14 protein-coding genes and 1 tRNA gene are annotated in these 25,624 nt (G+C 34.9%); 9 read left to right on the plus strand and 6 right to left on the minus strand.

Annotated features, from left to right (window positions below):
• Window positions 1–148 precede the first annotated feature (148 nt).
• From BIW12_RS04955 to BIW12_RS04965, 3 genes are read right to left on the minus strand one after another with little or no spacing between them, the layout of a single operon-like run.
• A complete protein-coding gene (locus BIW12_RS04955) occupies window positions 149–2,317 on the minus strand; it encodes a family 43 glycosylhydrolase (protein WP_071184081.1) in 2,169 nt (722 codons plus the stop codon).
• A gap of 24 nt (window positions 2,318–2,341) precedes the next feature.
• The gene (locus BIW12_RS04960; protein ID WP_071184082.1) at window positions 2,342–5,467 is read right to left on the minus strand and encodes a glycoside hydrolase family 2 TIM barrel-domain containing protein; all 3,126 of its coding nucleotides are present in this window, start codon (window positions 5,465–5,467) and stop codon (window positions 2,342–2,344) included.
• Between the two features lie 41 nt (window positions 5,468–5,508).
• A complete protein-coding gene (locus BIW12_RS04965) occupies window positions 5,509–6,846 on the minus strand; it encodes a BNR repeat-containing protein (RefSeq protein ID WP_071184083.1) in 1,338 nt (445 codons plus the stop codon).
• A 335-nt stretch (window positions 6,847–7,181) separates the two neighbouring features.
• Between BIW12_RS04965 and BIW12_RS04970 the strand changes: the two genes are divergently transcribed.
• The 9 genes from BIW12_RS04970 (at window position 7,182) to BIW12_RS05010 (ending at window position 23,171) form a co-directional block, all read left to right on the plus strand.
• Window positions 7,182–8,180, plus strand: coding sequence for a GntR family transcriptional regulator (locus BIW12_RS04970; RefSeq protein WP_071184084.1), 999 nt, complete (start codon window positions 7,182–7,184; stop codon window positions 8,178–8,180).
• A gap of 337 nt (window positions 8,181–8,517) precedes the next feature.
• Window positions 8,518–11,265 carry a substrate-binding domain-containing protein gene (locus BIW12_RS04975; protein WP_071184085.1) on the plus strand — a complete coding sequence of 916 codons (2,748 nt, stop codon included), beginning with the start codon at window positions 8,518–8,520 and terminating at the stop codon, window positions 11,263–11,265.
• A 231-nt stretch (window positions 11,266–11,496) separates the two neighbouring features.
• On the plus strand, window positions 11,497–12,852 hold the full coding sequence (locus tag BIW12_RS04980; protein ID WP_071184086.1) for a sugar porter family MFS transporter: 1,356 nt from the start codon (window positions 11,497–11,499) through the stop codon (window positions 12,850–12,852).
• Window positions 12,815–14,413, plus strand: coding sequence for a glycoside hydrolase family 32 protein (locus tag BIW12_RS04985; protein ID WP_071184087.1), 1,599 nt, complete (start codon window positions 12,815–12,817; stop codon window positions 14,411–14,413). Before BIW12_RS04980 ends, BIW12_RS04985 begins: the two co-directional genes overlap by 38 nt.
• A gap of 19 nt (window positions 14,414–14,432) precedes the next feature.
• The gene (locus tag BIW12_RS04990; protein WP_071184088.1) at window positions 14,433–17,537 is read left to right on the plus strand and encodes a SusC/RagA family TonB-linked outer membrane protein; all 3,105 of its coding nucleotides are present in this window, start codon (window positions 14,433–14,435) and stop codon (window positions 17,535–17,537) included.
• A 23-nt stretch (window positions 17,538–17,560) separates the two neighbouring features.
• Window positions 17,561–19,252 carry a RagB/SusD family nutrient uptake outer membrane protein gene (locus BIW12_RS04995; RefSeq protein WP_071184089.1) on the plus strand — a complete coding sequence of 564 codons (1,692 nt, stop codon included), beginning with the start codon at window positions 17,561–17,563 and terminating at the stop codon, window positions 19,250–19,252.
• Window positions 19,253–19,271: 19 nt separating this feature from the next.
• On the plus strand, window positions 19,272–20,669 hold the full coding sequence (locus BIW12_RS05000) for a DUF4960 domain-containing protein (protein ID WP_083382048.1): 1,398 nt from the start codon (window positions 19,272–19,274) through the stop codon (window positions 20,667–20,669).
• A 19-nt stretch (window positions 20,670–20,688) separates the two neighbouring features.
• Window positions 20,689–22,245, plus strand: a complete 1,557-nt coding sequence (locus tag BIW12_RS05005) for a glycoside hydrolase family 32 protein (RefSeq protein WP_083382049.1) — start codon at window positions 20,689–20,691, stop codon at window positions 22,243–22,245.
• Between the two features lie 20 nt (window positions 22,246–22,265).
• Window positions 22,266–23,171 carry a carbohydrate kinase family protein gene (locus tag BIW12_RS05010; protein ID WP_071184092.1) on the plus strand — a complete coding sequence of 302 codons (906 nt, stop codon included), beginning with the start codon at window positions 22,266–22,268 and terminating at the stop codon, window positions 23,169–23,171.
• 120 nt (window positions 23,172–23,291) lie between these two features.
• Here the strand turns inward: BIW12_RS05010 and BIW12_RS05015 are convergent.
• The 3 genes from BIW12_RS05015 to BIW12_RS05025 all read right to left on the minus strand — a co-directional run bounded on the left by BIW12_RS05015 (window position 23,292) and on the right by BIW12_RS05025 (window position 25,591).
• Window positions 23,292–23,378: transfer RNA gene (locus BIW12_RS05015), tRNA-Ser, on the minus strand.
• A 58-nt stretch (window positions 23,379–23,436) separates the two neighbouring features.
• Window positions 23,437–24,465 carry an asparaginase gene (locus BIW12_RS05020; RefSeq protein ID WP_071184093.1) on the minus strand — a complete coding sequence of 343 codons (1,029 nt, stop codon included), beginning with the start codon at window positions 24,463–24,465 and terminating at the stop codon, window positions 23,437–23,439.
• Window positions 24,449–25,591 carry a 1-acyl-sn-glycerol-3-phosphate acyltransferase gene (locus BIW12_RS05025; protein ID WP_071184094.1) on the minus strand — a complete coding sequence of 381 codons (1,143 nt, stop codon included), beginning with the start codon at window positions 25,589–25,591 and terminating at the stop codon, window positions 24,449–24,451. The genes BIW12_RS05020 and BIW12_RS05025 overlap by 17 nt, the downstream gene beginning before the upstream one ends.
• Window positions 25,592–25,624: the final 33 nt, after the last annotated feature.

Genomic DNA, 25,624 nt, shown 5'->3' on the forward strand with positions numbered 1-25,624 from the left:
AAAAAACAACAAAAACATTTAAGCTCCGTAGGTGCGAAATAATAAAAACACCTGAATTCACCTTGAAACATTTAATTTCACCATTAAGAAATTAAGAGACATTCAATCTAAATTTTCTTAATTCCTTAATGGTTAAAAATGGTTTAATTTATCTCTTAACAGGCTGAATTCCTTCTAATGTAGGTTTCGCAGCAATGATATTTCCTTCTTCATCAAAATAAAGTCGGTCAATACATACTTCTCTATTATATCCGGCTGCACGCCCCATGGTGATTCCTTTTGGGATAGTAAAACGGTGGTACACAATATACCATTCGTCAGTACCCGGAATTTGGATTACCGAATTATGACCTGTTCCATAGATTCCCTGAGAAGGATCTTTAGCCAATATCAAATTATCTTTTGGAATGTTAAAATCTCCTAGTGGCGAAGTGGATGTAGCATAACGCACCCTGTAATTCTCGCTTCGGGTATCGTCTTCTGACCATAAGAAATAATACTTCCCTTTTCTATAGAAAACCTCTGTCCCTTCCCTAAAAGTCTTATCCGGTTTTAAAACTGTCAAAGTATTCTCTTTCACCGAAATCATATCGTCATTCAATTCGACTCCCACCATAAATCCGTTTCCATAATACAAATAACTTTTTCCCGAAACAGGGTCAGTGAATACATCCGGATCAATAATTTGACCTCTGGTAATTCCGTTAGGTTTTGCAGCTACTAATGGTTTTCCAATATCCGTAAACGGCCCTTGCGGATGATCACTTGTCGCCACACCTATTTTTGCATCGCCAGTGTAATAGAAGAAATAACGGTATTGCCCATTTATTTTTTTCTCGGCTGCTGCAGGTGCCCAGGCTTTTACATCAGTCCAGGAAACATCTTTTTTCAAATCTAACAAAACTCCATCATCAACCCAATCCACCAAATTAGTTGACGAAAAACTCTTGAAATAATCGCCGCTCCATTCATGAAAACCATCGCTGGTAGGATACAAATGAAAGCGATTATCTTTATTTGAATACAAAATTTCAGGATCGGCATAATAACCCGTCAATGAAGGATTATTTCTAACCGCCACTTCGACATCAAAAGACATTTTCCCTAAATCGCCCATTTCAAAATCATACTTTACCGCTTGTTTTGAAAAATCCTGCGCTCCTGACGGACTCACAGTTGCTCCCTGATTTACTTTGAATTCAGGGTCAAAATGTTTCAAGTCGGTTCCGTTCTTTACTGGAAGCAACATCTTTTTGTTTTCAATATCAATTATAACGTTGTTTTGTTTAATTGCCGCCGACTGCGCTTTAACCGTTCCTTCAGTTGCAAACCAGCCATAAGCTTTAATCAAAGATTCGGCTTCCGCTTTGGTTATTGGCAAAACAGTACCATGTCTTGGATGGAAATTCATCGAAACATTCTCATCAATCACCTTGAAATTTTTCAAATCAGTTGAAGAGGTGAATTGATATTTTCCTTTTCTATACATATCGTACATCAAAATATAAGTATCCGAATTGTTTAGTTTGAAAACTCCTGAACCTTCAACCGATTCATTCGTTTGGTCAACATACTCTTCTTTCAACACATATCCTGAAGTCAGCTTATCTGAAATTGCCACTTTAATCCCTTTATCGGCAGTGTCTTCCGTTTTTAAGAACAAATGAAATTTCCCGTCTTTTTCTATAATATCAGCATCGATACAAGATCCTTTTGTAGGACTGAAAAACAATTGTTTTGGAACGGTTTCTAAGGCTGTAAAATCTTTATTGGCATAAGAATAATAAACAATGTCTTTTCCTCCAGGCTGCAACATAGAGAAGTACACCATGTATTTTTTAGCCTTAGCGTCATAAATAGTTTGAGGTGCCCACACACGAGTTACGTCTTTAAATCCGGCAAACACTTTTGAAATATCTACTTTGGAAGAAGTCCAATTCACCAAATCAGTAGATTTCAACAATATCATAGCCTGGTTATCCCAACCATTTGCCGTTTGTAAATCGGTAACGGTCATGTAAAAAGTTTTGCCATCGGCAGCTCTTAGAATATGAGGGTCACGAACACCGCCAGTTGTACTTATTGTTTCCGAAGCGATAACGGGTTTGTTATCATTTAAAGCATAATAATTGTAGCCATCTTTACTGATTGCAAAACGAATGGCTTCTTCGGTTTTTGCATTTCCGGTGAAGTAAACAAATAAGTAAGCACTGTTATTTTCGGTTACTTTTTTAGTAGCACTACAAGACGAAAAGAAGACTAAAACCAGACTTATCGAAATCATTAAAAATGCAGATTGTATTCGTTTTATATTCATTGAAACATCAATTTTGATTTAATATTAATTATTTGGAGCAATTAAACTCAAGGTATAACTATAGCTGTATTTTGGAGCCGTAAGTAAATATTGTTCATGCGGAAGAGCACCCCAGCTGTTATCTCCACCCACACCACGTTGTGCTAAATCTACATGCACAAAAACAGCATCTTGCGGTTTCACATCAGTGGTGTGACGCTGCATTTTAGTCGTTCCGGGATCTAAAGATTCTGTAGAGACATTTAAAGTACTAAAACCTAAAGCTTGTTCTCCTGTAATTTTAAGTCCTAATCCATTAGCGTTTTGTAAGCTAAACCAACGCGTATCGGTTTTATAACCGCATTCCTGAGGACGAATGTATTCCCAAACAAATTGGTTAGCTACCTTGTCCTGATAAGTTCCCAGAAACGAAGCTGTTTTTCTGTCAGAATAATTTTCTAATGGCCCACGACCATAATAACTCAAATTTTCATAAGATCCTGGAAGCTGTAAACGCATTCCAAAACGCGGCATTTCAGGCATTTTTTTATCGGTAATATCAACACTTGCTGTTACTTTGATTTCGCCATTATTTTGAATAAGATAATTTACAACATAAGGTATTTTAGCTTCAGCCAAAGCATATTCAACGGCAATTGGCAAACCTAAATCCGTTTGTTTTCCTACCGTAACCGATTTTACTTCCGGATTCAAATGTGCTTCTCTCCAAACAGCTAATTTTATTTGCGTTTTGCTTCCAAAATCATTGTCGGTTGGTGCTCTCCAAAAATAAGGCTTAGGGAAATTAGTGATAACCTCAGCACTTCCTTCTTTAAAATTATAGCTTTTAATTTCACCATTAACTAAATCAAAAGTCCCGGCAATTGTTTTGGTTTCAAAAGACAATTCATTTCCTTTTTTCCTGATTTTCAACGCTGCCTTTTTCGAAATCTCGACTGTTTTTTCAGCAAAGAAATTCCCTTTTCCAATAGCAAATTGTTCTCTGGCTACTTCGTGATTTACTGGAACTAAATCGGTCGCTGTTTTAGTATAAGCATACACATTCAGGAAATATTCTCCTTTTGCGTTTAAAGCTTCAAGAGGCAAATCAATAGTTACACTTTCTTGAGGTTCACAATCAACATTGAATGTTTTTTCCTGAATTAACTGACCATTTTTAACTAATTCAAATTTGAATTGGTATTGTTTCAAATTAGTATAATGAAATATATTTTTAATCGTCAATTGGTTTTCACCTTTTAGACTAAACAAAATATCCTGATATACCTTTTTAACTTCAGCCAGTCCCGGATGAGGAATTCTACCAGCATTAACCAATCCATTAGCGCAAAAATTCTCATCATTAAGAAGATCTTTTCCTCCTAAATCTCCTCCATAAGCATAAAACGGAGTTCCGTTTTCGTCTTTCGTTTTAATTCCTTGGTCAACCCAATCCCAGATAAAACCACCTTGCATGTGTGGACTACTATTAATAATATCAAAATATTCCTGAAAATTACCATTACTATTTCCCATAGCATGCGAGTACTCACACATGATAAAAGGTCTCGTTTTATCGGTTGCAGCAGCATATTCTTTCATGTACTTGATACTTGGGTACATTGGCGCTACAATATCTGTATTGGCATTTTCTTTAGCTTGTTCTGAATGTACCAGGCGAGAAGCGTCTCGATTTTTCAACCACTTGTAAGCTTCATGAAAAACAGGTCCGTTTCCACATTCATTCCCCATTGACCAAATAATAACCGATGGGTGATTTTTATTAATTTCTAACATTCGTCCAATACGATCCAGATGCGCCGGAAACCACATTGGCACATAAGAAGGATGCTTTGACTCCACAGAAATATTTTGTCCTTCAACTCCCATTCCATGACTTTCTATATTGGCTTCGTCTACCACATACATTCCGTACTCATCACACAATTGATATAAGTAAGGATCGTGCGGATAATGACTCATTCTGATAGCATTGATGTTATTTTGTTTCATCAATTCTAAATCCCTGCGCATCGTTGGGTGATCTGGAACGTGTCCTTTGGTTTCATGATGATCCTGAGTATTTACACCACGAATCAATATTGCCTTACCGTTAACTAAAAGCTGGGCATTTTTTAGTTCTACTTTTCTAAAACCTGTTTTTCCATAAACCACTGAATTATCAGCAGGATTAGCACTTTCTAATTTTAAAACATAACGGTATAAATAAGGAGTTTCCGAGCTCCATTTATTTACATTATTTACAACTGAAGTAAAAACAACTTCCTTAGTCGCACTGTTTACTTTTTTAGTTTCGTCATATACTTTTTTGCCTTGAGCATCTACCAATGTCAAAGTCAGATTGGCATTTTTAATTTTATTTTGCTTAAAAGCTCTTAATTGAACGGTGGTTTTAAAAAGTCCGTTAGTATAATTTTGGTCTAAATCGGCATTTACAAAATAATCCCAAATGGTGAATTTAGGTGTAGCCTGCAAATATACATCGCGCTCAATACCACTCAACCTCCAAAAATCCTGGTCTTCTAAATAACTTCCATCATGCCAACGAAAAACCTGAACTGCTAATAGATTTTCTCCTTTTTGTAAAAACGAAGTCACATCAAATTCAGCTGCTGTTTTAGCGGCTTTGGTCATTCCTACTTCTTTTCCATTCAGGTAAACACGCGCATAACCTGAAATAGAACCAAAGTGTAGTATCACTTCTTTGCCATTCCAATTTTCAGGCACGGTGAATATTTTTCTATAACTTCCTACCGGATTGTAATTATCATCTACAAAAGGCGGATTTCTTGGAAACGGATAGGTAATATTAGTGTAAATAGGAATATCAAATCCATGTAATTCCCAGTTTGATGGTACAGGAATAGTAGCCCATTTTTTATCATCTAAATCTACTTTGTAAAAATCCTCAGGACGATCAACCGGTTTTTTAACAATATTAAATTTCCAGTCGCCATTTAAACTCTGGTAATAAGCCGAAGTTTCCGGTTTATTTGAAGCTGCTACAGTCTCGTTTTGATACAAAACAAATGAAGTTCTCCCTGCTTCTTTGTTTCGCTCTACAATGTTGGGATTCTCCCATTCATTTTGCTGCTGAGCCGTGATGAGCTGTACGGCAAGCAAAAGCGCAAAAATTATTTTACTTCTCATTTTTAATCTATTTTGGTGGTTTTTAGTGTGTGCGTTTTTTACTATTTAGCTTGTAATAAAGGTAACTTATTAAGCTCTAAAACTTGTACTGGCTGTGGTTCTACCTTTGTCAATCCTTCTCCATCGGCCTGACTTACATTTTGAGAAAAAATATGCAATCGCTTTTTCTTTTTCCAAAGTTCCTTATCAAAATTAGGTTCCCATTGTCCTACCGTAAAACGGCTGACATCTTGTAGTTCCCATTGTTTTTTATCCAAATTAGTATACCCCAATGTTATTTTGTTATCTCTCTCCTCATCTCTAAAAAGCAGGTATAACATCGATTTGTTTACTAAAATTTCAGGGCGTGAAATTGGAATTCTTTTGGTTCCGCCACCTCCCAGAGTGAAAGATTTTTTATGAAAATCAGTATTGATTAAATTCCATTTTCCATCTAATAAATAAACCACTTTATACTGCGGTACAGCATCATTATTCCAATAACTTGCAATATAAGGATTTCCCGCCTCATCCACAGTCATCGCGGTTTGATTGATTAAACTACTGTTTTGAGGCACATCCCAGGCGTGTTCAGCAGTTGCCTTGGTTATTGGTAAATTATATTTCTCACCCGTAGATTTTTGCCAGGTTTTCCCTCCATCAGCCGAAAAAGCATAGCAAATAGTATTATTAGTAGATACATCCCAACTTTCTCTCCAAACCCAGGAAAGATAAATCCCCTTTTTGCCTACACACATTTGCCAGTAGGCAGAACGTTGATTTTCCCCATCAATTAAATTATTTTGTAATGAAGTCCACTTTTGGGTTTTCACATCATACACCTTCATAATCATATTCCCTCGTCCTGAAGCCCCAGAACGGTAACAAAACAACAATTTCCCATCAGGCAAATTATGAAATTCAGGATAGGTTACTTTAACCTCATCTTTGCCGGTCATGGCTTGCTCCTCACCCAATTCTAAACTAAAAGGCACTTTACTTTTAGCATATCTCAAACGGGTATCGTGATGATCCCAACTCACATGAAGATAGCCCTCACTATCGATTGCGATGCTAATATCGTTATGAGCATCCTTCACATTACCGCCATAAGGTGTAACTCTTACATCCCATTTTTTGGAATTTATTTTTCGTTTTGCTAAAACCATTTTCCCTTCAGGATTGTAATAAGCAGTGTACTGTACTTTCTTAAAAGTAGTGAGCGCACTACTCCTAAAAATGACAGTATTGACCGAATTATTGCTCCAGCCCAAACCTATTTCACTTTCTTTAATTTGTAACTGAGCGTTTACTGTACAGGAAAAAAAAGCAATCATCAAAAACACACTCTTAACGACGACAGTAACTGTACTTGAACACATTCGTAAATTTCTATTCATGCTGTTTTTTATAAAGGTTGCCACTTATTACATTCCGAATCCTGCTTTGATGTAATAGATTTTAGAATAAAATAGCAAATCTATTTTTTTTTAATGTCTTTTTTATGGAGTAATCAACAAATGTATGTACAACATTTGCAAAAACAAACCAGTACCAACCAGTTTTTAGATTTATCTACCAGATAAATAAGCAACTACAACATAAAACTCAAATGCAACACAGAATTCATTAATAAATAATCTGAGAAATCAGTAGTTTTTAAAATCCTGTCTAAAAAACCATACCACTATATACCAGTTATTTTACATATATTTATCGCCTTATATTTTGAAGCATGAAAATAATATCCATCAACAAAAGGCAAAATCTCCCAAAATACAAGCAGATTATTTTGTCTATAGAAATATCTATAGCCGAAAAAAGGTTAAAAAGAGGAGATAAACTACCGTCTGTTAATAAAGTATCTCTTGAATTTGGAATTTCGAGAGACACGGTTTTACTGGCTTATGATGAACTTAAGAAAAGAGGGATTATTTATGCGATATTAGGCAAAGGCTATTATGTAAAAAGTGAAGATTTCAGTTTTCAACAACGCATTTTCTTATTATTCGACGAATTAAACGCCTTCAAGGAAGACCTCTACAATTCGTTCATGGAAACCATCAACCGGAATGCAGAAATAGATATTTTTTTCCATTATTTCAATCCCGAAGTTTTTAAAAAACTCATCCATGACAATAATGGAAATTATTCCAAGTACATCATCATGCCTACCAATTTGGTCAATGCCGCATCCATAATTAAAACATTACCTGAAGAAGATGTTTTTATTCTGGATCAGACTAACCTGGAACTAAAAGACTATCCTTCGGTACATCAAAATCACGCTAAAGACACTTACAACGCCTTAGAATCGGGCAAAAATAAGATTGAAAAATACAAAAAACTCATTTTGATTTTCTCCAGTTACAAACAACCTATCGGAATGAGGGATGGCTTTATTGATTTTTGCAAAAAACATCAGTTTTATTACGATATCATTTCAAATTTCGAAAACAACGAAATCCAGAAAGGAGATCTTTACATCATCCCCGATGATCGCCATCTGGTAAATGTTATCGAACAATCTAAAAAGCAAAAATTAGTCATTGGTCAGGACGTAGGCATCATCTCTTACAATGATACCCCACTAAAAAAAGTAGTTGCAGAAGGAATCACAACCATATCCACCGACTTTAACGAAATGGGACGCATCCTTGCCGAATTAATCCTCAATAATAAAAAAGAACAAATAGAAAATAAAAGCAGTCTTATAGTAAGAGGGTCTTTGTAAAAATAAAAGAATTAACATTCCACGGATATGCACGAAGATAAAATTGAGGCAAATTAGTGTAATTCGTGGCAAAAATAAAACTCATGTATTTGTCCTGATGACACAGATAATAATCTATATTTATTTTTTATATTTGTGAATATCAAAAGCATTCCTAAATGGTAATTTTGATTTAAAAAAAACAACCATCCTACAAGGTTCTATTACTTAAACACCGTATCATAAATTTCAAAATTTATTAAGTAATTCAAATTCTGATATAGCAATCCCCTTGTTTAGATAGCTATCTAAAACCAACCCTATACTATTTTATCCTTTTTAAAATAATTGAAATTTTATGTCAAAAACACATATAATCACAATCATACTATTTATTGGAAATTTCTTAAGCTCATGTGATTCCACTCATGAAAAAAAAGATTCAATATCTATTGGTTTTTCTCAAATTATCAATAATGATATGTGGCGAAAATCGATGGATCATGCTATGAAAGTTGAGGCCTCACTGCACCCGGAAGTTAAGTTAACGATTTACAATGCTGATCGAGAAGTAAAAAAACAAATCCAGGATATTGAAAAAATGATTGAGCAAGATATGGATGTAATCATAATTGCACCTTATGAATCTGATTCAATTGTTCCTGTAATTGAAAAAGCAAATTTAAAAGGGATACCTGTCATTATTGTTGACAGAAAAGTAAATACATCAAATTACACTGCATTTTTAGGAGCTGATAATATTGAGGTAGGCAGAATTGCCGGTAAACAAATAGTTTCATTATCCAAAGGCCGTGCTAACGTTGTTGAAATTAGAAGTGAATCTGTAACATCTCCAGGCACCGAAAGAAGCTTAGGTTTTAAACAAATAATAGATCAATTTCCTGATATCGATAGAATAAGCATTGATGCGGATGATTTTAATTCAACAAACAGTAAGTATGTCAAAATATTAGATAGCATTCCAAATATTGATTATGTTTTTGCATTTAATGATGTTATAGCATATAATGCCTGGAAAATTTCTAAAAAGAAGAAACCAAATAATAAAATTAAATTTATAGGTGTAGATGGACTTAATGTACCAAATGGAGGCTTACAATTTGTTAAAGACGGAATTTTGACAGCTACAGTATTATATCCAACAGGCGGAGCTGAAGCCATTAAGTTAGCATTAAGAATAAGCAATAAAGAAATAGTTCCCAAAAACAACAAGCTTAATACTACATTAATTGACTCTCTAAATGCAGAAATTATGAGTAGTCAATTTGACAAAATATCGCTTCAGCAATCCGATATCGAAAACCAACAAAATTTCATAAAAGATCAATCAGAAAAATACAGTAGTCAAAGAAATCTTTTAAAAATCTCAATCACTTTGAGTCTGCTATTATTTTTATTTGCTGCCCATAGTATCTATTCACGCATCATAATAAGCAGAAAGAAGAAAGAACTTGAAAAAACGAATGCAAAGATTATAAGCCAAAGAAATGAAATAGAAAAATTTGCGGAGCAAATAAAGCAGAGCAATGAAAACAGACTTAATTTTTTCACAGGGCTTTCTCATGAATTCAAAACCCCAATAACCCTGATTATGAGTTACGTAGAATCTTTAATAGAAAACAAAAAAATTAAAGAAACTAAACTAATCGACGAAGTAAAATTGATTCATAAAAATTCCAACCGATTATTACGACTAATTAATCAGTTGCTCGATTTTAGAAAAATAGAAGAACAAAAGTTTACTTTAAAAGCTTCGAACACTAAAATCTATGATTTTACAAATGAAGTAATGAGTAATTTTAAAGGAGAAGCAGCTCGTAGAAATATTGATTTTAAGCTAATTTGTAAAAACAAAAAATTAGAACTCTTTATTGATAAAGAATTAATGGATAAGGTTTATTTTAATTTACTTTCAAATGCCTTTAAATTCACCCCCGACAACGGAAAAATAAGTATCTCAATAACAGAAAGTCAGGACAATACGGTAAAAATAGGATTTAAAGATTCCGGAATTGGAATACCCGAAGAGGAATTAGATACTGTTTTTAGTCCATTCTTCAGAGCTTCAAACAATGATAAAAACAGTTCCGGAATTGGACTCCATTTGTCAAAAGAATTTGTGCTTTTGCATCATGGAACAATTGAATTAAAATCAAAACATGGCAGCGAATTTGTAATCACTTTATTAAAAGGAAACAGCCATTTGCAAACTTCGGAAATCAGTAACAAATTAGACGTTCAAAACAATTTTAATAATTTAATAACTGATAATTCTGATTTAGATACTGATTTAGATGCTGATTTTAAAGAGGAAAATCTAATTTCCGAATCGGAAAAACCCTCTCTTTTACTGATTGAGGACAATACAGACTTAGTTTATTTTTTAAGAACTAAATTATCAAATGAATTTGTAGTTCATACTTCTGACGGCAGTGATGCCATCGAAAAAGCAACTGAAATTGTTCCGGACATCATCATTTGTGATATTAATTTAGTGGACAAAGATGGTTATGAAATAAGCACAGTATTAAAAAAAGATTTACGCACTTCTCATATTCCAATTATTATTTTAACAGCACAAAGCAATAAAGAATCCGTTTTAAAAGGTCTACAAATTGGAGTAGATCAGTATCTGACAAAACCATTTAGCCTTTCTATTTTAAAGCAATCTATTTCAAGTTTACTATTCAACAGAGAAAAACTACGCTACTATTATACTAACAATATTTACCTTGTCGAAGCTGAATCCAGATTTGGAAATCAAGAACAATCCTTCATTACAAAGATGAATAATATGATTACGATGAATATCGAAGACCCTAAATTCTCTGTTGAAGATTTAGCTGAGAAATTAGGTATTTCCAGAGTACAATTGTATCGAAAGGTAAAAGCCATTATAGGAATTAATATTAGTGACCATATCAATAATATAAAATTAGAGAAAGCTGCCGAGCTTTTAAAAGCCAATGAAATGAATATTACAGAGATCGCTTATTCTCTAGGATTTTCTTCTTCCAACTACTTTTCTACAGCTTTTAAGAATAAATTTGGAATTTCACCAAAGGAATACAAATCCAATCTATAATTCCAGGTTCAAAACCGACACATTTTAAGTAACAATTTCGTAGCAAAAGTAACAATATCAAACCTACAAGGTTTTCGTAAATAAAAAAGAAAACCGCTAAAGTCCTGAAAACAAAGATACTCGCGTAAAAATATCAAAACACCAGTATTTCTCTAATTAAATTGTAACATCGTTAAAAATAAGTTGTTTTTATTGAATATATCTTAGCAACAAGTTTTTAATACATGTACAATGAATAAGATATTACTTTGGTCTGTTACTGCTGCACTGGCAGGTTTTCTTTTCGGTTTTGATACCGTAGTTATTTCTGGAGCTGATAAACAATTACAGCTTTTATGGCAATCATCTGATGCTTTTCATGGATCTGTTGTTATGGCAATGGCACTTTGGGGAACAGTTATAGGAGCCATTTTTGGTGGAATTCCTACTAATAAAATAGGTCGTAAAAAGACCCTATTCTGGATTGGGATTTTATATTTTGTCTCGGCAATAGGTGCTGCTTTTGCAAATGATCCTTATGTATTTGCTGCATTTCGATTTATTGGAGGTCTTGGTGTTGGGGCTTCAACTATTGCTGCTCCAGCTTATGTTTCAGAAATTGCTCCCGCAGATAAACGTGGCCGCTTAGTAGCTTTATACCAATTCAACATCGTTTTAGGGATTTTGATTGCTTTTATATCCAATTACTTTTTAAAAGATATTGGAGAAAATGCCTGGCGATGGATGGTAGGTGTTCAGGCTTTTCCATCACTGATTTATATTCTTTTCATAATTACAATTCCAGAAAGTCCAAGATGGTTGCTATCTAAAAATCGTGATGAAGAAGCACGCAAAGTGTTATTTGAAATTGATCCATCTGCAAAATTGAGTGACATTATGGATGACTCCAGAGAAAATGGTATTAACAAACATGAAAACATTTTCATGAAAAAATACCGTTTCCCATTAATGCTTGCTTTTCTAATTGCCTTTTTTAATCAATTCTCCGGAATTAACGCATTCCTGTATTACGCACCCAGAATTTTTGAAGAAGCCGGTTTAGGACAAAATACCGCCTTATTAAGCAGTATTGGAATCGGGATTACTAATCTAATATTTACTTTAATTGGTGTTGCATTAATTGACAAATTAGGAAGGAAGTTGTTAATGTACATTGGTTCTATTGGATATATTATTTCTCTTGGATTAGTTTCTGCTTCTTTTTATTACGATTGGGGAGGACTATCAGTACCTGGTTTTCTTTTCTTGTTTATCGCTTCACATGCCATTGGTCAGGGAGCTGTAATCTGGGTCTTTATTTCTGAAATTTTCCCAAATCACATTCGTGCTTCAGGACAGGCTTTTGGAAGTTCAGTACACTGGGTTCTGGCAGCGATTATTCCGTCATTGATTCCGATGCTATTTTCAGAAATCGGACCAGAAGTAGTCTTCTTAATCTTTACCATCATGATGGTACTGCAGCTGTTATTCGTAATATTTATGATGCCCGAAACTAAAGGAATTTCTTTAGAAACTTTAAGCGAAAATCTAACCAATAAAAAAACCAAAGATGAAATTAAAGAAACAGCTACCGCTAGTATTTTGTAGTGTAGTATTGCTATCAATAGCAAGTTGCAAAAGCACTTCAGCTGTAGCGCAAACTAATACTGTTGTAACTACAATGGAGGAACAAATGTACCGTCCTAATTTTCATTACACTCCAAAAAAAGGCTGGATGAATGACCCTAATGGAATGTTCTATCTCAATGGTACGTACCATTTGTTTTTCCAGCATACGCCGTTTCAAAGTGTTCCGGATTTTAGCAAAATGCATTGGGGACACGCCATAAGTAAAGATCTTATAAAATGGGAAGAATTGACTCCGGCACTTGCTTATGATGAGAAAGGTGCGATATTCTCAGGGAGTGCTGTTGTGGATAAAGATAATACATCAGGTTTTGGTGATGGAAAAAATGTACCCTTGGTAGCAATTTTTACCTACCACAATATGAAAAAAGAGCAAGCGGGAGAAATTGACGCACAATCTCAGGCAATAGCTTATTCATTAGACAACGGAAAAACCTGGACTAAATACAGCAACAATCCTGTATTGAAAAATCCGGGAATTAAAGATTTCCGAGATCCTAAAGTTTTTTGGGATGCTAAAAGAGAACAATGGGTAATGGGATTAGCAGCACAGGACAGACAGCATTTTTATGCCTCGAAAAACCTGAAAGACTGGACTTTTCTTTCAGAATTTGGCAAAGATGTCGGTGGACACGGCGGCGTTTGGGAATGTCCGGATCTTTTCCCAATAAAAGTAAACGGAACTAATGAAGAAAAATGGGTACTTATCGTGAACATTAATCCGGGTGGTCCCAATGGCGGTTCTGCTGCACAATATTTTGTAGGCGATTTTGACGGGAAAACTTTTAAGATGGATGCTATTTTTACAAAGCAACTCGAAAAAGAAAAAGTCGCTTGGCTGGATTGGGGGCGTGATAATTATGCAAGTGTGTCTTTTGATAATGTTCCTGATAACAAAAGAATCATTATCGGATGGATGTCTAATTGGGATTATGCATCGCAAGTTCCCACATTTGACTGGAGAGGAAGCACTACTATTGCGCGTGAAATCCAATTAATCAAAAAAGGAAATAAATATAGTCTGATTAATAAGCCCGTAAAAGAAATCAACAAGTACATTTCTAAAACCATTAAAGAAAAGTCATTAAAAGGAAAAGGAAAATTAGCTCTTGTCCCAACTGCTAAAATAGATTTGACTAAAGCAATTGTCAATTTTGATTTAAAAAATCTACAACAAGACACTTATACTTTTACGCTTTCTAATGCTGTAGGTGAATCTTTGACTTTCGGAATTAATAATTCAGATCATTATTTGTTTTTAGACAGAACAAAATCCGGGAAAACTGATTTCTCTGAAAAATTTGCTTCTACAATTACTAAAGCACCATTAGACGGAAACCAAAAAGAAGCTGCTTTTAAAATCATTTTGGATAAAACATCTATTGAAATTTTTTATAACAATGGCGAAAAAGTAATGACTGAGCTCTTCTTCCCTAACCAGCCATTTACTGAACTTTCTGTTTCTTCAAGTCAAAAAATAGAATTGAATAATCTTGTAATTAACCAATTAAATATAAACTAAAAACCAAAACTATTAACTTATGAAAAGTAAAATTATTTATTTTCTGTTTTTCTTCTTTCCAGTGCTGCTATTATCGGCTCAGGAAGGCGGAATTAAAGGAACGGTAATTTCGTCTGATGACGGAATGCCATTACCAGGAGCAACTGTCCTTATTTCAGGAACTACCAGCAGTACAGTTACTGATTTAGACGGAAATTTCTCTTTCCAAAAAATAAATCCCGATGCTACTATTGTAGTTTCTTTTGTCGGATTTGCTCCACAATCTATAGCCGTAAAAGGTCAAAAAGTAATCAATATAACTTTAAAAACAGATGACAATAAACTAAACGAAGTTGTGGTTACCGGATACTCAAAACAAAAGAAGGCCGATATTACAGGAGCTGTCGCTGTTGTGGATATGAAGGATCTTATGAAACAACCTGAACCTAACCCAATTAAAGCTTTACAGGGAAGAATTGCCGGGGTTAAAGTTTCATCAGACGGTTCTCCGAGTGGAGGAAATACTAAAGTGGTTATTCGTGGAGTAGGAACCCTGAATAATACCGATCCTCTTTATGTAATTGACGGAGTGCCAACAAAATCAGGAATGCACGAATTGAATCCGAATGATATTGAAACGATTCAGGTTTTAAAAGATGCCTCGTCAGCGAGTATTTATGGATCTCGGGCTTCAAACGGGGTAATTATTATTACTACCAAAAAAGGAAAGGCGGGCAAAATGAGAATTAATTTTAACGCCTATACTTCTTTTTCTGATTATTCAAGAAAACTAAGTGTTTTAAATGCAGATCAATTTGGACAAGCCCTTTGGCAGGCTAATATTAATGATGGATTAAATCCAAACAACAACAATTTGCGTTATCAATTTGATTGGTCGGTAGTAGATAATAAGCCTCAATTAAACAAGGTTTTAGTTCCGGAATATTTAGATGCTAATCAAACACTGAAATCAGCTAATACAAACTGGTATGATGAAGTTTCGCAAACAGGTGTAGCTAATTCTTATGATTTATCAGTTTCAAACGCATCAGAAAGAGGGAATTATGTATTTTCATTGGGTTATTACGGTAACCAAGGTGTTGTTAAAACTACCGATTTTGAAAGAATTACTGCCAGAATGAATGGTTCTTATAAATATCTTGATGGAAAATTAGTTATTGGCGAAAATTTCAGCTTCAATCGTACTAATGAAGTTACTGATCCGGGTGTTTTAGATCCAGCGCTGCGTGCATTACCTATAATTCCGGTGCGTACTGTTGATGGAAAAGGCTGGGGTGGTCCAGTAGGCGGAATGAACGACAGACAAAATCCGGTTCGTCTTTTAGAATACAATAAAGACAATAAATACGATTATTTACGTCTTTTCGGAAACATGTATGCCGATTTAGAATTAGTTAAAAATTTACACATCAAAACTAGTTTTGGTATTGATTATGGTTTTTTCAAAAAGCGTAGTTTACAAAGAAGTTATCAATCAGGTTATTTGCAAAATGACCAAACTTCAGTGAGTATTGATCAATCCGTTAGTGATAAATGGACTTGGACCAATACCGCTATTTATAGTTTAAATTTTGGAAAAAGCAATTTGAATTTGATGGCAGGAACTGAGATGTATAAAGAAGTTTTTGACAATGTAGGTTTGCGTAAAAATGACTTTTTAATTGAAACTCCTGACTATATGTATCCCGATGCCGGAACAGGAGAATCTTTTACCAGCGGAACTTCAACATCCTATTCACTATTGTCTTATTTTGGAAAAGCAGATTATGAGTTCGATAACCGTTATTTGCTTTCGGCTACAATTCGTAGAGATGGTTCTTCTCGTTTTGGAAAGAATAATCAATTTGGAGTATTTCCGGCAGTTTCTGCAGGTTGGAGAATAAGTAATGAAAATTTTATAAAAGACAATGCTCCCGTTATTTCTGATTTAAAATTAAGAGCAGGATGGGGACAAACTGGTAATCAGGAAATTAGTAATACAGCTGTTTACTCTCTTTATTTAGCCAGTTATGCTGGTGGGAATCCTACATGGAATACTTCTTTTGGAACAGCTTATGATATTGCCGGAAACGGAAATGGTTTACTGCCATCAGGTTTTATTGCAACGCAATCCGGGAATGATGACTTAAAATGGGAAACAACTACTCAAACTAACATTGGTTTGGATTTTGGATTATTCGACCAAAAATTAAGTGGTTCGGTTGATTACTACATCAAAAAAACAGAAGATATTTTGGTTTTGCCACCTTATTTAGGAGTAATTGGCGAAGGAGGAAATCGTTGGGTAAATGGGGCATCGATGGAAAATGAAGGATGGGAAGTTTCTTTAGGATACCATGATGAGACTTCATTTGGATTGAAATATGATATTTCAGCTAATATTTCGGGCAATAAAAATAAAATCACACAATTACCGGATGAAGTAAAAAACAATTATGGAGGCGATGGTCTAGAAGACAACATTTTGGGTCGTCCTATAAATTCTATGTATGGTTATGTTGCTGATGGTTTGTTTAAAAGTCAGGACGAAGTTGATCTTTGGGCTGATCAGGATGGGAAAGGACTTGGACGTATTCGTTACAAAGATTTAAACGGAGACGGAGTGATTACAGACAAGGATCGTACATGGATAGGAAATCCAAATCCAGGTTTGATTTATGGATTTAATTTAGGACTAGGATATAAAAATTTCGATTTTTCAACTTTTTGGGAAGGAACAGCAAATGTTGATGTAATTAATAATACCAAATATCAAACTGATTTTTGGAGTGTTGATGATGTAGGGTCAAACAAAGGAACACGTTTGTTAAATGCCTGGTCTTTAGATAATCCAAATTCTACTATTCCGGCATTAACAACAGTGGATAGAAATGCCGAATCGAGATTCTCCACTTATTTTGTTGAGAACGGAAGCTATCTTAAACTTCGCGTTTTACAACTTGGATATAGTTTTCCAAAAGATTTATTGGAAAAATTAAGTTTAGAAACTTTTAGATTTTACATCAGCGGACAAAATTTATTAATCCTTGATGCTAAAAACTTTACAGGTGTAGATCCTGAAAATGCAGGATTTGGATATCCGCAGCCTACCACTTTTACAGCGGGTCTTAATTTTACATTTTAATACAAAAGATTAAATCGAAAAACATGAAAAAGATAGTATATATAATTGGGTTTTTAGTGCTGGGAGTTTTTGCTTCCTGCTCGGATTTTCTGGAAAATAACCCTCGTGGTGTATTGTCAGAAGAAGATATTGTTACTCCTCAATCTATAGAAGGTTTTATGAATGCGGCTTATGCTCAATTAGGAAATGATCATTATGATTCGCCTTATAGTTTGTGGCCTTTTGGAAATGTTCGTTCTGACGATGCCTATAAAGGAGGTAGTGGAACTAATGATATTCAGAATTTTCACTTTTTTGAAGTTTCTAATAATATCAGACCTGATTTTGGCGAATTAGATAATTTCTGGTACATCAGTTATGTGGGGGTTTCAAGAGCCAATAAAGCATTGAAAGCCTTAGAACAAATTTCGGAAGCAGATTATCCATTGAAAAAAACACGTATGGCTGAGATGCGTTTTTTAAGAGGGCATTTTTACTTTATGTTAAAAATTATGTTCCGAAGTGTGCCTTACATTACAGAAGATATTCCTGTTGAAGATTACAAAACCATTTCGAACAAACAATTTTCAAATGAGGAACTTTGGAATAAAATAGCCGAAGATTTTGAGGCTGCAGCCAATGATTTACCGGAAACACAGCCACAAGCGGGACGTGCTACACAAAAAGCGGCTTATGCTTATTTAGCAAAAACACGTTTGTATCAAGCCTATACACAAGATGAAACTTATACAGTTACAGGAACAAATACGCAACATTTACAAGAAGTAATTGCAGCTACAGATAAAGTAATAGGAAAAGCGAGTTTAGAGCCAGATTTTGCGAATAACTTTTTACCGGGGACTTATGAAAACGGAGCAGAATCCATTTTTTCTATTCAGTTTTCAGATAATGATGGCACTTTGTATGGAAGATTAAATTTCTCCGATGTTCTTTCAACTCCTCAAGGTTTAGGTTGTTGTGATTTTCATAAACCAAGTCAAAACTTAGTGAATGCTTTTAAAACCGGAGCTAATGGTTTACCTGAATTTGACACTTACAACGATACCGATTTTGATTATAAAAATATAGATGCAAATACTGTTGATCCTAGATTGTATCATACTGTTGCAATGCCTGGTTTGCCTTATAAATATGATCCGGAATTTTTATATGTTGAAGCATGGGTACGTTCTCCGGGAACTTATGGATACTATGCTTCGTTAAAAGAAAATGTAGCGCCAAATTGTAGTTGTGTAGTCAATATTGATCCTTTTTATGGTAATTCAAAAAACAGAATCCAAATTCGTTATGCCGATGTGATTTTGATGCGCGCTGAAGCCTTGATTGAGTTAGGAAGACAATCAGAAGCTTTACCATTAATCAATGAAATTAGAGAAAGAGCTGCGCAAAGCACAGGAAGACTTCCGTATGTGAATAACTTTAAAATCAATACTTATGTGGACGGAACGAATTGTAACTGGACACAGGAATTTGCTCGAAAAGCTTTGCGTTGGGAACGTCGTTTAGAATTAGCAATGGAAGGAAGCCGCTTTTTCGACTTGGTTCGTTGGGGTGTTACTGATGAGGTAATGAATGCGTTTTATGCTGAAGAAAAAACAAAAAGAGCGTATTATCAAGATGCTTTCTTTGACGCCAATAAGGAAGAATATTGTCCAATTCCGTTGAAGCAAATTAATTTCAGTCAAGGATTGTACAAACAAAATCTGGATTATTAATCTATTTACGAAAACGAATATGAAAAATTTTATATATAAGTCTTGGACAAAATGGTCTTTGATACTGGCATTGATTTTTATGGTTTCTGCCTGCGAAGACAGTTTCGATACTAATGGTCTTGATGTCGATTCGCCTTCTAATGTGACTTCCTTTGAGATAAACGGAGTTGCTGGAACTATTGATCAAAAAACAGCAACAATTGCAGTAACCTTGCCTTATGGCACCGATATTACAGCGGTAAATCCTGAAATTATTTTAGAGGAAGGAGCAACATCAAATTTGATTTTAAACTCCCCTATTAATTTTACAAACGCAGTAAAATTTAGAGTTATAAATGGTAATTTATACAAAGATTATACTGTAAATGTTACGGTTTTAAGTCCAATAAAGAGTTTTAAAATCAATAATGTAGCGGCAACAATCAATGATGTTAGCAAAACCATTACGCTGGTATTACCTGAGGATACTAATCTTACAGCATTGCAACCTGTAATAGAATTGACTCAGGGAGTTTCTATTTCGCCAGCATCAGGAACTACCATTAATTTTACTAATGCTGTAACTTTTGTAATTACTGCAAATGGAAAAACGGTAAATTATACTGCTAATGTGGGAGTTCCTGTTAGTGGTTTGACTGTAGCCTTTTTAGGAACTGCTGCAACAAGAGCAGAAATTACTAATATGGACGAAATTACAGCTGCAAACTGGCTGTTTGCTAATTTCACAGGAGCCAAATACATCTCTTTTGACAGTGTTTTAAATGGTGCCGATTTAAGTAATGTGGATGTAATTTGGTGGCATTTTGATTCTGCTACAAATTTACCTGCTGTGGCCTATAATCCGGCAGTGACTACAGCTCTTAAAAACTTTAGAACTAATGGAGGAAACTTATTGCTGACTTCTTTTGCTTCACAATATGTAGATGCTTTAGGAATTGTTCCTTCCGGGAAAGGACCAAATAATGTTTTTGGAGACTTTTTGCCAGCAGGATGGGTTGATGGAAATTCATGGGGAATGTCTTTTAGAAGTCATGAATCACATCCTATTTTTAATGGTCTTACCACTTATGAAACAGGAAAAGCCTACTTACTTCAAAGTGGAACTTATAGATTAAACCATACTGCCTGGTGGTTTGTACCGGAATGGGGCGGATATGTAAATGGAGCTGGATGGAGAGATCAAACAGGTGGTACAAACTTAGCCAGTGAAGGTTGGGATGATAATTTAGACGGTCGTGTAACTATTGCAGAATGGCCAAATAACAATGCTAATAAAAATGTAATAGTAATCTCGATGGGAGCTTATGATTGGTACAATGAAACCAATGGTAGCGGAGTTCCTAGCCAAGCCAATGAATTCATAGGTAATATCAAACTTTTGACTCAAAACAGCATCAATTATTTAGCGGGCAATTAACCTCATTAAAATCAACAAAATGAACTATAGAAATATAATTACAATAGCTTCCATTTTCTTTTCGTTATTGTCTTGTAATCAGGATGATACTTATATTGGAGGCTCTATTTCGGGTGGAGAATCAGAAATAGCCAATATTTTTCCAGTACCGCCATCACTATGGATTGGAGGAGGAAGTGAACCGTATTACAGTGCGGGTTATACCGGTGATATTATGCCATTTTTCGACAATGGAAAATTCCATATTTACTTTCTCCATGATGCCAAAAATAAACCGGCAGGAAAAGGATTTCATGATATCCACGAATTTCAAAGTACTGATTTGGCTCATTTCAGCTACGAAGGGCAAGTCATTCCTTATGGAACAACTACCGATGCTGATTTTGGCATCGGTACTGGTTCTGTTGTTAAAGTGGGAAATCTCTATTACTTTTATTACACAGGACACAATGGAACTCCTGCTTTTTTACAATCTAACGCAAGAGAAAGTGTCTTATGTGCTACAAGTCCGGATTTAAAAACATGGACAAAAATACCTTCGTTTAAAATTACGGCACCTGCCGGATATTATAATTTTGATTTTAGAGATCCACATGTTTTTTACAATGAAGAGTTGAGCAAATATTCGATGTTGGTAAGTACACAAACGGAACCAGGCCGAAAAGCGGTGTTGTTGCATTTTACAACTGCTAATCCAGCTTCTGGAAATTGGGATGTTCAGGCACCTATTTATACCACAACTCCACAGGAAAATTATTTGATGATGGAATGTGCTGATATTTTTAAAATGGGGAATTATTGGTATTTAATGTTTTCTGAGAACTGGAGTACTACTAAAGGAACACATTATAAGATGGCAACTTCTATCAACGGACCTTGGACAACACCGCAAAATGATAGAATTGATGGAGAATATTTTTATGCCGGAAAAACAGCTTCTGATGGAAATAAAAGATATGTTTTTGGTTGGAATGCCAGAAAAACACCCGAAACTGATTTAGGCAATAAAGATTGGGCTGGAAATATGGTCATCCATGAGTTAATACAAAATTCAGATGGAACTTTAGGAACTCAGGCGCCACAAGCAGTAAAAAGCTTCTTTTCTAAAAATAGCACTATTGAGGTCGATGCTACTTTAGGAGGTGTTACTGTAAATAATGGTAGTTATAGTTTGAGTAGCACTACCAATAAAGCTATGGTCACTTTTAAGCCTGTTGGTAAAAGAGCCAAAATAAATGCGGAACTTACTTTGACAACTACAACTGGAACTACTGGATTTGTTTTTCATACTAATAATACAGGAAGTTATTATAAAATTGTTTTAGATGCTACAAAAAATGCCATCATAGGATACAATTCAGCTTCACAGGAAACAACCAGAATACCATTTGGATTGCAAGTAAATACAAAATACGATGTGGAAATAATTACCGAAGGCAGTGTAGTGGTATTTTATATTAATGGAAAAGTAGCCTTAACAAACCGTATTTACGGAAGAGATAAGTACAATTGGGGAATTATTGCTGAAGGACAAAGTGCTACAGTTAGTAATCTTCAACTTACACAAGCTGAGTAACATTAAAAAACAGAATAGAAATGAATAAAGGAAAAAACCTTAAGGCGGTAGCTTATGGAGAGGTGCTTTGGGATGTTTTTGGCAATGAAAAAAAGATTGGTGGAGCACCACTAAATGTAGCTTTACGCATGAAAACATTAGGTTGTGAAGTAGGAATGATTAGTTGCGTAGGGAATGATGAGGATGGAGAAGCTATAATCAATCAAGTTAAAAGTTTAGGGCTTGAAACCGATGCTATTATTAAATCGGAAGATTTTCCAACAGGATTGGTTAATGTAACTTTAAACGAACGTGGTTCGGCTAGTTATGAAATTGCATATCCATCGGCTTGGGATAAAATTGTACTGAATGATTTAGCTAAAAATTTAGTTTCAGAAGCTGATGTTTTAATTTACGGGAGTTTAATTTGTAGAGACCAGGTGTCAAGACAAGCACTTGAAGAATTGCTGCAAATGGATGTGTACAAAGTATTTGATGTTAATTTAAGAAAACCACATTATAACTACGAAATTCTAGCACAGTTAATGAATTCGGCCAATTTCATTAAGTTCAATGATGAGGAATTGTTAGAAATAGCCTCAGCCATTAATTCTCCTTTTGAAACTCTGGAAGAAAATATGCTTTTTTTCGCTGAAAAAACGAAAGCTACTGCCATGTGTGTTACTAAAGGGAAACATGGTGCTATATTATTATGGGAAGGACAACTTTATAAAAACGAAGGTTATGCTGTTGTAGTTTCGGATACTGTTGGAGCAGGAGATTCTTTTTTAGCTGCTTTAATTACATCCTTATTAACTGGTAAAGCACCACAAGAATCAATTGATTTTGCTTGCGCAATAGGAGCCTTAGTAGCTCAGGCGCCAGGTGCTAATCCTGATATTTCACTTTCAGCTATTGAGGATTTAATGGCTATGGTAAAAGTGTAATTTATGCAAAAAGGTTGTCTGAAAAGTAGTTTTCAGACAACCTTTTATTATTGTAATCTAATTTTATAGGTGTAAAACTGGGTGTAAAAACCACAAAACCCTAATAATCAGACAATATCGCAGAGAGAAAGGGATTCGAACCCTCGATGCAGTTACCCACATACTAGCTTTCCAGGCTAGCTCCTTCAACCACTCGGACACCTCTCTATTTCGGTTTGCAAATAACACAAAAAAATCTGAGTTACAAAAGCCAAATTGCAATTAATTACATCATTTCTCCTCTTAAAGAAGTTTCAAATACAGTTTGAAAATCTTTGGACGGAATATTTTGGCTTAATAAGAACATCAATTTGGTAATTGCAGCTTCGGTAGTGATGTCTTTTCCTGAAATCACTCCTATTTGCTTCATTGCCGAACTCGTTTCATATTGCCCCATATTAACACTTCCGCTCGTGCATTGGGTAACATTCACAATATACAAACCCTTAGCAATGGCTTTTTCTATTACATTCAAGAACCAATCTTCTGTTGGCGCATTTCCCGAACCGTAGGTTTCTAAGACAACTCCTTTCAAATTTGGAATTTCAAGCAACGTAGAAAAAACCGTTTCTCCTATTCCGGGAAACATTTTTATGATTACCACATTCGTATCTAAAACAGAATGGAGCTTTAACCCTTTAGTACTGCCTTTCGACAAAAGCAATTCTGATTTAAAATTCAAATTCACACCCGATTCCACCAAAGCCGGATAATTTGGCGAAGCAAAAGCATTAAAATGCTCTGCATTTATCTTAGTTGTTCTGTTTCCCCGATACAATTTGTGTTCAAAATAAAGGCAAACTTCAGCAATAACAGGGGTGTTATTTTCCTGTAAAGATGCTATCTGAATGGCCGTTATCAAATTTTCTTTAGCATCAGTGCGCAAATCACCAATAGGCAATTGCGAACCCGTAAGAATAACCGGTTTGGATAAATTTTCGAGCATATAACTCAAAGCCGAAGCCGTGTACGACATGGTATCAGAACCATGAAGCACCACAAAACCATCAAATCCTGAATAATTGGATTCAATTATAAAGGCAATTTCGGCCCAATTTGCCGGATTCATATTTGAAGAATCAATTGGATTCTGAAACGAAATGGTTTCAATCTCACAATCCAATTGTTTCAACTCAGGAATTCTTTGTAATAATTTACTAAAGTTAAAAACCTTTAATGCTCCGGTATTAAAATCCTTGCGCATTCCAATGGTTCCTCCAGTATAAATTAAAAGAATTTTAGTCCTTGAGTTCATGGGTGTATTTCAGTTTATTGACTACCGGATTGGCATACATAGCCAATATTCCCTGCAATGCAATAGGATTTTCTGCATCGATTCGTTTTTCTAATCTTCGTTCGAAAACTGCTTTTTCGTTTTCAGTATATAAATGCGAATATTTATCGGTTTTATGTAAAATATCGTAAGCAATATAATTAGTAGGCCACAATTTATAGCTGGTCAAAATCGAATCGTCTATGGCTTGCGCCAAAGCCTGAATTTGTTTATTTACATTATCGTTTTCTGCTTTTATGGCATCAATTTCAGTATCTAAAACTTTCCCTATATGGATAAAAATTCGTTTTTTAGGTCCTAAAGCACCACTCAAAATGGTCATAAAATCTTCATTCTCTTCTTTGACATAGACTTCATTATTGGCTTCCGCCAATAATTGAGGCATTTTTAAAGCATCGGTAGGATCATATTCATAAGAAATAGAAACAGGAACAATCTTCAATTTTTTGAAGTAATCCATCAAATTAGCTTCATCCGAAGCCATTCCTATCATTTTCAATACTCCCGGATTGGTCGCATCATTTCCATCTTTGGTTCGTCCTTCACGTTGTGCAATCCAAACCGAACGGTTCTCGTGTTGCAACAACTGACTGATATATTCTGACAATGTTTTAGAACTCTGCAACATCTCTCTTGGTCCTAAACCGCGCTGAACCAGGAAATTTCGATTCAATTTAGCCAACACATTCAAAAAAGGTTGTTTAACCAAATTATCCCCAATAGCCGAAGCAGTCATTACCAAATCGTGCTCAAACAAAGTGGCATTCAACAAAGTGGTATCTAATAAAATATCTCTGTGATTAGAGATAAACAAATAAGGAGTATTAGGCTCTAAGTGTTCAAAGCCCGCAGTCATCAAGCCTTCTGAACTTTTTTCTAATACTTTTTGAACCGACTGGTATATAAAATTACATTGGAAATCACGAATAGAATGCGTTTTTAGCAATTGTTCTTTCCAAACTTCATCGGCTACATCAGGAAAAGAAAAATTCATCAATGACTTCAACATCGGGTGATGAAGCACTTTTTTTATCGCTTTATTTATTTCGGAATCATAATAAGGCCGAATCTCGTCAAACTTTTGCATTTTGGTACTATTAGAAAAACAAATGAACAAAAA

This window comes from Flavobacterium commune, from assembly GCF_001857965.1.
GTDB classification, from domain to species: Bacteria; Bacteroidota; Bacteroidia; order Flavobacteriales; family Flavobacteriaceae; genus Flavobacterium; species Flavobacterium commune.

Excerpts from the sequence above, each read along its gene's own strand:
- BIW12_RS05000 (WP_083382048.1), top strand. The coding sequence starts at position 19,272 with ATGAAAAATTTTATATATAAGTCTTGGACAAAATGGTCTTTGATACTG.
- BIW12_RS05025 (WP_071184094.1), bottom strand. The coding sequence starts at position 25,591 with ATGCAAAAGTTTGACGAGATTCGGCCTTATTATGATTCCGAAATAAAT.
- BIW12_RS04985 (WP_071184087.1), top strand. The coding sequence starts at position 12,815 with ATGAAATTAAAGAAACAGCTACCGCTAGTATTTTGTAGTGTAGTATTG.
- BIW12_RS05005 (WP_083382049.1), top strand. The coding sequence starts at position 20,689 with ATGAACTATAGAAATATAATTACAATAGCTTCCATTTTCTTTTCGTTA.
- BIW12_RS04980 (WP_071184086.1), top strand. The coding sequence starts at position 11,497 with ATGAATAAGATATTACTTTGGTCTGTTACTGCTGCACTGGCAGGTTTT.
- BIW12_RS04975 (WP_071184085.1), top strand. The coding sequence starts at position 8,518 with ATGTCAAAAACACATATAATCACAATCATACTATTTATTGGAAATTTC.
- BIW12_RS04960 (WP_071184082.1), bottom strand. The coding sequence starts at position 5,467 with ATGAGAAGTAAAATAATTTTTGCGCTTTTGCTTGCCGTACAGCTCATC.
- BIW12_RS04955 (WP_071184081.1), bottom strand. The coding sequence starts at position 2,317 with ATGAATATAAAACGAATACAATCTGCATTTTTAATGATTTCGATAAGT.
- BIW12_RS04965 (WP_071184083.1), bottom strand. The coding sequence starts at position 6,846 with ATGAATAGAAATTTACGAATGTGTTCAAGTACAGTTACTGTCGTCGTT.
- BIW12_RS04995 (WP_071184089.1), top strand. The coding sequence starts at position 17,561 with ATGAAAAAGATAGTATATATAATTGGGTTTTTAGTGCTGGGAGTTTTT.
- BIW12_RS05010 (WP_071184092.1), top strand. The coding sequence starts at position 22,266 with ATGAATAAAGGAAAAAACCTTAAGGCGGTAGCTTATGGAGAGGTGCTT.
- BIW12_RS04990 (WP_071184088.1), top strand. The coding sequence starts at position 14,433 with ATGAAAAGTAAAATTATTTATTTTCTGTTTTTCTTCTTTCCAGTGCTG.
- BIW12_RS05020 (WP_071184093.1), bottom strand. The coding sequence starts at position 24,465 with ATGAACTCAAGGACTAAAATTCTTTTAATTTATACTGGAGGAACCATT.
- BIW12_RS04970 (WP_071184084.1), top strand. The coding sequence starts at position 7,182 with ATGAAAATAATATCCATCAACAAAAGGCAAAATCTCCCAAAATACAAG.